The organism is Flavobacterium sp. (assembly GCF_027484945.1).
Taxonomy (GTDB): Bacteria; Bacteroidota; Bacteroidia; order Flavobacteriales; family Flavobacteriaceae; genus Flavobacterium.
The window spans coordinates 1-8,684 of the sequence record NZ_JAIXRZ010000037.1 but is presented as its reverse complement, the minus strand read 5'-3'; the positions used below and the strand labels follow the sequence as shown (position 1 = coordinate 8,684).

The 8,684-nt window shown below is 35.3% G+C and carries 9 protein-coding genes and 1 pseudogene; 5 read left to right on the top strand and 5 right to left on the bottom strand.

The genetic code is table 11. The features are described from left to right. From Q0039_RS05765 to Q0039_RS05750, 4 genes and pseudogenes are all read left to right on the top strand, one after another. A pseudogene (locus Q0039_RS05765) lies at positions 1–191 on the top strand (acyltransferase); the annotation flags it as partial. Positions 192–281: 90 nt separating this feature from the next. Further along, positions 282–1,427 carry a M14 metallopeptidase family protein gene (locus tag Q0039_RS05760; RefSeq protein ID WP_297510474.1) on the top strand — a complete coding sequence of 382 codons (1,146 nt, stop codon included), beginning with the start codon at positions 282–284 and terminating at the stop codon, positions 1,425–1,427. Positions 1,428–1,500: 73 nt separating this feature from the next. Further along, positions 1,501–1,980 (top strand): winged helix-turn-helix transcriptional regulator, encoded by a 480-nt coding sequence (locus Q0039_RS05755; RefSeq protein WP_297510469.1) that lies wholly within the window; start codon positions 1,501–1,503, stop codon positions 1,978–1,980. A gap of 114 nt (positions 1,981–2,094) precedes the next feature. Then, positions 2,095–2,613 carry a DinB family protein gene (locus Q0039_RS05750; RefSeq protein WP_297510466.1) on the top strand — a complete coding sequence of 173 codons (519 nt, stop codon included), beginning with the start codon at positions 2,095–2,097 and terminating at the stop codon, positions 2,611–2,613. Positions 2,614–2,736: 123 nt separating this feature from the next. On the opposite strand, the gene Q0039_RS05745 is transcribed toward Q0039_RS05750, so the two are convergent. The 4 genes from Q0039_RS05745 to aroB all read right to left on the bottom strand — a co-directional run bounded on the left by Q0039_RS05745 (position 2,737) and on the right by aroB (position 6,977). Beyond that, on the bottom strand, positions 2,737–3,159 hold the full coding sequence (locus tag Q0039_RS05745; protein ID WP_297510463.1) for a DNA primase: 423 nt from the start codon (positions 3,157–3,159) through the stop codon (positions 2,737–2,739). A 10-nt stretch (positions 3,160–3,169) separates the two neighbouring features. Next, positions 3,170–4,144 (bottom strand): deoxyhypusine synthase family protein, encoded by a 975-nt coding sequence (locus Q0039_RS05740; protein ID WP_297510460.1) that lies wholly within the window; start codon positions 4,142–4,144, stop codon positions 3,170–3,172. Positions 4,145–4,219: 75 nt separating this feature from the next. After that, positions 4,220–5,620 (bottom strand): arginine decarboxylase, encoded by a 1,401-nt coding sequence (locus Q0039_RS05735; RefSeq protein WP_297510457.1) that lies wholly within the window; start codon positions 5,618–5,620, stop codon positions 4,220–4,222. 295 nt (positions 5,621–5,915) lie between these two features. Beyond that, complete coding sequence (aroB, locus tag Q0039_RS05730) at positions 5,916–6,977, bottom strand: 3-dehydroquinate synthase (protein ID WP_297510454.1); 1,062 nt, start codon at positions 6,975–6,977, stop codon at positions 5,916–5,918. A gap of 87 nt (positions 6,978–7,064) precedes the next feature. Between aroB and Q0039_RS05725 the strand changes: the two genes are divergently transcribed. Continuing rightward, positions 7,065–8,240 carry a proline dehydrogenase family protein gene (locus tag Q0039_RS05725; protein WP_297510451.1) on the top strand — a complete coding sequence of 392 codons (1,176 nt, stop codon included), beginning with the start codon at positions 7,065–7,067 and terminating at the stop codon, positions 8,238–8,240. A 117-nt stretch (positions 8,241–8,357) separates the two neighbouring features. Here the strand turns inward: Q0039_RS05725 and Q0039_RS05720 are convergent. Continuing rightward, the coding region (locus tag Q0039_RS05720; protein WP_297510449.1) for a T9SS type B sorting domain-containing protein at positions 8,358–8,684 on the bottom strand (327 nt) is incomplete at its 5' end.

The following is an 8,684-nucleotide window of genomic DNA, read 5'->3' as shown; positions in this document are numbered from 1 at the left end:
GCTTTTATTTTATTGCACACAAAGCAAAAGTCCCTATTGTTCCAGTTGCTTTTGATTATAGTAAAAAAGAAGTGCGGGTAGGTGCTCCTTTTTATACTTCAGGTCAAATCGATTTGGATATGCCCAAATTTTTGTCCTTTTTTCATGGGGTTAAAGGGCGATTCCCTGAAAAACAATTTTCGAAATTATAATCCATTTTCGTTAGTTCTATTTTGAATGAACAGCCAAAAAACGAATATTTTTTTTGGCGTTTTACTACTTTTGCTTAAATAATTATTGCGATGGATTATTTTGAATGTCACAAAAAATACAAACAAAACCAACTCTTTGGACGATATATCACACGCTCCCAAATTGAAGATGTGATGCAATCACTGAATATTGTGCCAATTGTAAAGGGATATTCAGTGCAAAACCACCCCTTATATCAATTGGATGTAGGTAAGGGTAAATTTAAAGTGTTGGTTTGGTCGCAAATGCATGGAAATGAGGGAACAACAACCAAGGCCTTGTTTGATTTTATTGCTTTTCTCCAATCTGGTGAGCCGTTGGCAGTGACTCTGCAGCAAATGTTTACCTTTCGAATTCTTCCAATGGTAAATCCTGATGGGGCAGAAGCCTATTCCCGCGTTAATGCCAATCAAGTAGATTTAAATCGGGATGCATGTGACTTATCCCAGCCTGAAAGTCAATTTCTTCGAAAGGCGTTTGATGATTTTCAACCCCATTTGGCATACAATCTCCACGATCAACGGAGTATTTTTGGGGTAGGAACTACCGGTAAACCAGCTACAGTTTCTTTTTTGGCTCCTGCTTTTAACGAGGAGCGAAGTATTAATGAAGTGCGTACCAAAGCGATGAATTTGATTGTTGCAATGCAAAACGAACTCCAAAATTTCATTCCAAATCAAATTGGACGTTTTGATGATTCGTTTAATTTAAATTGTGTTGGCGATTGCTTTACAAGATTAGGCGTGCCTACAGTATTGTTTGAAGCGGGACACTATCCAAATGATTATTATCGGGAATATACACGAAAAATGATTTTTATTGCGCTACTTTCTGGCGTAAAACATATTTACGAAAACGATATAGTTGACAATAAAAACGAACTTTACCTAAATATTCCTCAAAATAACCCGGTATATTATGATTTTATTTACAAAAACATAAAAATAAATTATGAAGGTAAAGAAATAATAACGAATTTTGCAGCGCAATACCGTGAAGAGTTAATTGAGGGTAAAATTGAATTCAATGCATACATTGTTGAAGTTGGATTATTAGAAGGTAAATTAGGACATTCTACCTTTAATGCACATAAGATGAAGTATTCGGATGATCATTTGAATATTCCAAATATTAATCAAAAAGCGGATTTTTGTTTAGAAAATTCTATAAAATTTGTTAATGGTTTAAAAATATAATACATTTATCGTTATTTTGATGTAAAATGTGTTATTTTGCAATTATATTTAAAAACAATCTAAAACCTGAGTTATGAGTAAGTTTCGATTAGATGAAGTCGATCATCAAATTTTGGATATGTTAATTGATAACACCCGAGTTCCATTTACAGATATCGCAAAAAAATTATTGATTTCTGCGGGTACAGTCCACGTACGTGTAAAAAAAATGGAAGATGCTGGAATTATTATGGGTTCTTCCCTCACATTGGATTATGAAAAATTAGGGTATTCATTTATCGCTTATGTTGGTGTTTTTCTAAACAACACTTCCCAAACTAAATTTGTTTTGGAGCGAATTAATGAAATTCCATTTGTTACCGTAGCCCACGTGACTACTGGTAAGTTTAATATATTTTGTAAAATTCGGGCGCGTGATACCAAACATGCTAAAGATGTTATCTTTATGATTGATGATATTGAGGGTGTTTACCGAACAGAAACAATGATTTCATTAGAAGAGAGTATCAACGATAAAAAACGATTGATGCATACCATTTTCAAAGAAGTTTAATTTAGGTTTTCAATTCAATACATTACCTCAGGCATTATGCTTGAGGTTTTTTTATTTGGAAATCTAGTTGTTCGAGCCTAGTAATTCAAACTTTGATATAGTTAATAAAAAATTATGCGAATAGACCAAGTTCAAAATAACGAGTATGGAACATTTTATGCTCCTTATTTAGCCCAAATAGATCCGCAATATCCGTTGCTTGAGGAATTGGAAATTGCTTTACACCGTTTTATTCATTTTGTTCGTGAAATACCTATGGACAAATTTGATTTTCGTTATGCCGAAGGTAAATGGACAATCAAGGATATTATTCAACATATTATTGATGCTGAACGGGTTTTTGCTTATCGTGCAATGCGAATTGCTCGAAATGACCAGACGGCTTTACCCGGTTTTGATGAGGATTTTTATGTGACTAATGCAAATGCAAACTCCCGCAGTATTCAAGATTTATTAACTGAATTTTCGATGGTACGCCACGCTACAATTTATCTTTTTAAGTCCTTTTCACCCGATTCTTTAGAGCGAATTGGAATCGCATCGGATAATCCAATTTCTGTTCGAGCTTTAGGCTTTATAATTATTGGACATCAAAATCACCACCAAACCGTATTTCAACAAAGGTATCTTTAGGTGAACCAATTTTATTTATTTCAAATTCTAAATTTTGAGTTTAACTCTTGAAGGATAGCGCTATAACTAAAAAATCCCAAGTAGTAAATACTCGGGATTAACTTATATACATTCTAATTACGTTTACTCATCTTCTTCGTCATCTTCATAATTGATAGAAGGTTCATCATCGTCCTCGTCGTCCTCGTCGTCTTCATCTGATCCGCCTTTGTCTTTTAACAAGTCAACATCTTCCTCATCGTCTTCTTCATTTGACAAGTCTTCATCATCTATATCAACTCCTTTAACAGGGGCAATAGGTTCAATAACAGCATCTAAGTCATCCTCTTCATCTTCAAATTTTTCCATACGTGAAGCAAGTTTAGTACTCACTTTCACCAAGTAAATTGTGTCATCTGTGCGAACTTCGACAGCTTCTACCAATTCGTTTTGGGCATTTTGGAATCGAATGATGTCTGAATCATCATAACCATCAGGAAATTTTTCAACCAACAAGTTTAATATATCGCTGGTCAATTTGGCGTAATCAACAATAACTCGTCTCATAACAGTAGGATTATAAATCTAATAGGTAAGCAAAAATAAGGGGTGCAACAATTGTAGCGTCGGATTCTACAATAAATTTTGGGGTGGTGATGTCTAATTTACCCCAAGTGATTTTTTCATTGGGGACTGCTCCAGAATAGGATCCATAACTGGTAGTAGAGTCAGAAATTTGACAAAAATAACTCCAAAAAGGAACATCATGCATTTCCATGTCTTGGTAGAGCATCGGTACAACACATATTGGAAAGTCACCCGCAATTCCACCACCAATTTGGAAAAAACCAACGCCTTTACCAGAACAATTTTTAGTATACCAATCGGCTAACCACATCATATATTCAACTCCACTTTTCATTGTAGTTGGTTTGAATTCGCCCTTTATACAATAAGAAGCAAAAATATTCCCCATTGTACTATCTTCCCAACCGGGTACGACAATCGGTAAGTTCTTTTCAGCAGCAGCAACCATCCAAGAGTTTTTAGGATCAATTTCATAATATTGTTCTAAAACTCCAGAATTAATCATTTGATACATAAATTCATGCGGAAAATAACGCGCGTCATTTTTGTCGGCATTATTCCAAATATCAAACAAATGCGATTGTAATCTACGGAAAGCTTCTTCTTCAGGAATACAAGTATCGGTTACTCGATTGTAATGGTTTTCTAATAAATCCCATTCTTCTTGCGGTGATAAATCACGGTAGTTGGGAACTCGTTTATAGGATTTGTGTGCCACCAAGTTCATGATATCTTCTTCTAGGTTGGCCCCAGTACACGAAATAATATGTACTTTATCTTGGCGGATCATTTCGGCTAACGATTTTCCTAATTCGGCTGTACTCATTGCACCGGCAAGGGTAATCATCATTTTTCCATTTTCTAACAAATGGGCCTCATATCCTTTGGCAGCATCAACTAAAGCTGCGGCATTGAAATGTAAAAAATGGTGTTCAATAAACTGACGTATAGGTCCTTTACTCATTATTCCTCTTTTCTGTGTTTGTCTTAAAGCTTTAGGTCAAAGAAAAACTATTTTTTTAAAATTACAAACGAAAATTTAGTATTTATCATAACCTAAAATTTTCAATACATCATCGGATGTTTGTTGTTCCGAAAACACTTCTGTTGCTATGATTCCATTTTCATCGCGATCAATTAAAATATGTTTCGGCTGCGGAATCAAACAGTGGTGCAAACCACCAAAACCACCTATCGTCTCTTGATAAGCGCCCGTATTAAAAAATCCAATATACAGTGGTTTTTCTTTATTGTATTTAGGTAGATAAACCGCATTCATGTGCTGTTCTGAATTGTAGTAATCATCACTATCACACGTCATACCTCCCAATAACACTCGTTCATAAGTATCGTTCCATCGGTTAACCGCTAACATTACAAATCGTTTATTGATAGCCCAAGTATCGGGTAGTGTTGTAATGAATGAACTATCAATCATGTTCCAGTTTTCGCGGTCATTTTGTTTTTTCTGATACAAAACTTGATACACAGCACCGCCACTTTCGCCTACTGTAAAAGATCCAAATTCTGTAAAAATATGGGGAACTTCGATTTCGGCATCATCACAAGCAATTTTAATTTGATTTAAAATCTCGTCGACCATATATTGGTAATCGTATTCAAATGCTAAGGAATTTTTAATTGGAAAACCACCCCCAATGTTCAAGCTATCGAGAGTAGGGCATTCCTTTTTTAAAGCAATGTATACTTTCATACATTTTAGTAGCTCATTCCAATAATAGGCCGTATCGCGAATTCCAGTGTTAATAAAAAAGTGCAACATTTTCAGTTCTACTTTCTTGTTTTCTTGAATTTGCTTGCGATAAAAAGGTACGATATCTTTATATCCAATTCCTAAACGGGAAGTATAAAACTCAAACTTTGGTTCTTCTTCTGCTGCGATTCGGATACCGATTTTGAATTTTCCTTTTATTTGTTCCTGTAACAAATCCAATTCTTCGTAATTATCAATTACAGGAATTGTTTTATTGTGGCCGTTATTGATTAATCGAGCAATGTTTGTCACATAGGCATCGCGTTTGAAACCGTTGCAAACGACATAGGTGTTTTTATTGATTTTGCCTTTAGCCAAAAGGTTTTCAACTATATTAATATCAATCGCAGACGAGGTTTCAATATGAATGTTGTTTTTAAATGCTTCATTCATAATAAATTCAAAATGGGAGCTTTTCGTGCAATAGCAGTAGTAGTACTTGCCATCATAGTCAATTTTCTCCATTCCTTTTCGGAACCAACTCTTGGCTTTATTGATATTGTTTGAAATTTGAGGCAAGTACGTGAACTTTAAGGGCGTTCCATACTGCTCTACTAAATTCATTAAATCGATGTTATGAAATAATAAAGTGTCTTTATTAAGGCTAAACTCTTCTTGTGGAAAATAAAAAGTTTGGTTTATTAAGTCGGAATATTTCGTATTCATTTTAAAGTTTAGATAAGTGAAAAAAACAAATGCAAATGCTTAGTAAACGTAGTTGTTTTCTTTTCTCAAACTCTAAGATTTTCATAGACAATCGACAAATCCATTACTGAGTCGGATGTTTGATTGTAAATAGTGAATACTGTTTTAGGAATAAAAAACGATTCCGGTAAGACTTGGGAAAGTCCGATACCGATGCCTGTAAGCGATTGAAGGTGCGACGTTGAATTGTTTTTTATCATTAGCGCAAATGTAAAAAATAATAAAATCGATTTACAACATTTTAAATAAAAAAATATTAGCTCAAATAGTCCAAAAAAGCTTTGTTAATTATTTCATTATCAACTTCTTGATTGAGACACGTGTTCCCAATTCCGTCAAGCAAGGCAAATTGTATTTTACCATATTCATTTTTCTTGTCGTGAATCATGTATTCGAGTAACTGCGCGATGTCATTTTCAGCTAACGGAACTGGTTCAAATAAATCAGAAATTACATATTTAATTTGATGATATTCGGTCGTATTTAGCAAGCCTTTTTCAAATGAAAGATAGGCCTCTAAAATCATACCAACAGCAATGGCTTCACCATGTAATAGGGGACTTGAAGTAGTTAAAAAATGACTCTCGATCGCATGTCCCAACGTATGACCAAAGTTTAAAGCTTTTCGTATACCATTTTCAGTAGGGTCTTGGAGGACTATCGTATTTTTAATTTCTATAGATCGGTAGATTAAATGATCGAGCACGGTAGAATCGAGTTGACTTAAATCGAGAAATTGTTCCCAATAGTTTTTATCATGAATCAATCCGTGTTTAAGCATTTCGGCTAATCCAGCCCGCATTTCCCGACGGGGTAGGGTTTCCAAATATCGGGTATCAATTAGCACCATTTTGGGATTACTAATCACGCCCACTTGGTTTTTAAGTAAGCCCAAATCGACACCATTTTTCCCCCCGATTGCGGCATCAACCATTCCTAACAATGTAGTGGGGATATGAATAAAATCAATACCGCGTTTATAGGTTGAAGCCACAAAACCTCCAATGTCTGAAATAACACCGCCGCCAAGGTTAATAATCAAAGATTTGCGATCGGCTCCCATCTCGGTTAATATAGTCCATAATTCCACACAGGTCGCTATTGTTTTTAAGCTTTCACCTGGTTCGATCTCAATAATTTCTATGCGAATCGATACTTCGAGTAAGGGTAACAAAAATGGGGAGCAATTATCATTACAGTGACTATCGGTCAAAATGAAAATTGAAGAATAGTGATTGCTTAAAATCAGTTGATTCAGTTTTTTATAGCTTTGTTCATTAAATTCAATGGTATAACCGTTGGAGTAAATCGATTGCATTAGGGTCAATTTTGGTTCCAAAAATACAGCATTTTTTACTATAAATTCAGTTCACAATTAGTACATTTGTGTTCTTTCAAAGAAACCATGGAAAAGATATTTAACAATACCGAAGTAGCGTTCAGTTTAAAGTCAGACACCGAATTAGATCGGGCTTATTTTTTATTTAAAATGATAGCTAGCGAACCCTTAGTTCGTATCGGAACTGCGGTTACAAATTTTGCCATAAAGGCCCATTTGCCCGTTGAGGGATTAATTCGTGCTACTGTTTTTGATCATTTTTGTGGAGGAACCACAGAAGTCGATTGTTTAACGGTAGTCGATAAAATGTTTACCAAAGGTGTATCGTCTGTTTTAGATTATTCGGTAGAAGGCAAAGAAGAAGAAGCTCAATTTGATGCCGCATTGAATATGACTTTAAAAACGGTTGATTTTGCTCAAGCCCGAAAGGCTATCCCTTTTGCGGTTTTTAAACCAACAGGATTGGGTCGTATAGCGCTTTATGAAAAAGTTGGATTAAAACATCCTTTGACCGAAAGCGAACAAAACGAATGGAATCGTGTTTTTGAACGGTTTGATATTATTTGCAGAACTGCTCACGAAAAAGATGTTGCGTTATTAATTGATGCCGAGGAAAGTTGGATGCAAGATGCCGCCGATGATTTAGTTGAAGAAATGATGCGTCGCTACAATACGGAAAAACCGATAGTGTTTAATACCCTACAAATGTATCGTTGGGATCGTTTGGATTATTTAAAAGAACTCCATGCGCGCGCTTTACAGGAAGGTTTTTTCATTGGTATGAAATTAGTTCGTGGCGCATATATGGAAAAAGAGAATGATCGTGCGCATCAATTAGGTCAAAAATCGCCTATTTGTTTTTCAAAGGCTGCTACCGATGAAAACTACAATTTGGCCTTAGATTATATGATGTTGCACATTGACCGTATGGCAATATTTGCCGGCACTCACAATGAGGAGAGTTCTTATAAATTGATGGAGATGATGGCTTCTCAAGGGATAGAAAAAAATGATTGTCGTATTTGGTTTGGCCAACTCTATGGCATGAGTGATAATATCAGTTATAACTTAGCTACAGAAGGATATAATGTTGCTAAATATTTGCCGTTTGGTCCTGTTCGCGATGTTATGCCTTATTTAATTCGTCGCGCAGAGGAGAATACTTCTGTAGCAGGTCAAACTAGTCGTGAGTTAAACTTATTAAAAACCGAGCGCGAACGTAGAAAAGCAGTGAGAAGGTAGCATCCTTTAAATTGTTTCTTTATTCTATTTTAATACAATAAAAAAAGCCTCTTTTTAAGAAGCTTTTTTTATTGAGTTCGGAGGGTTAAAATAGTCGTTATCCCCTTATTTTTGATATTACCGCTTCAAAGCAAAATGCGCTTTAAATTCTTTGGTAGCATTGTTTTCAAGGTATTCTACTTTAAACCAATAGTCCGTAGCAGGCATCAAGGCTCCGTTATAGGTTCCGTTCCATCCTTCACTTTTAGGACTGATTTGTTTCAAGAGTTTTCCTTGTCGGTCAAAGATGTAAATCTTAGCGGTTGGTTGATTTTGTAATCCTACAATATTCCAAGTATCATGAATGCCATCGCCATTCGGCGTGAAGTAATGCGGATAATCAATAATAGAAACACCGGTAATTACTAGCGGATCACAGCTGTTATCAATACCTCCTTCAGTATC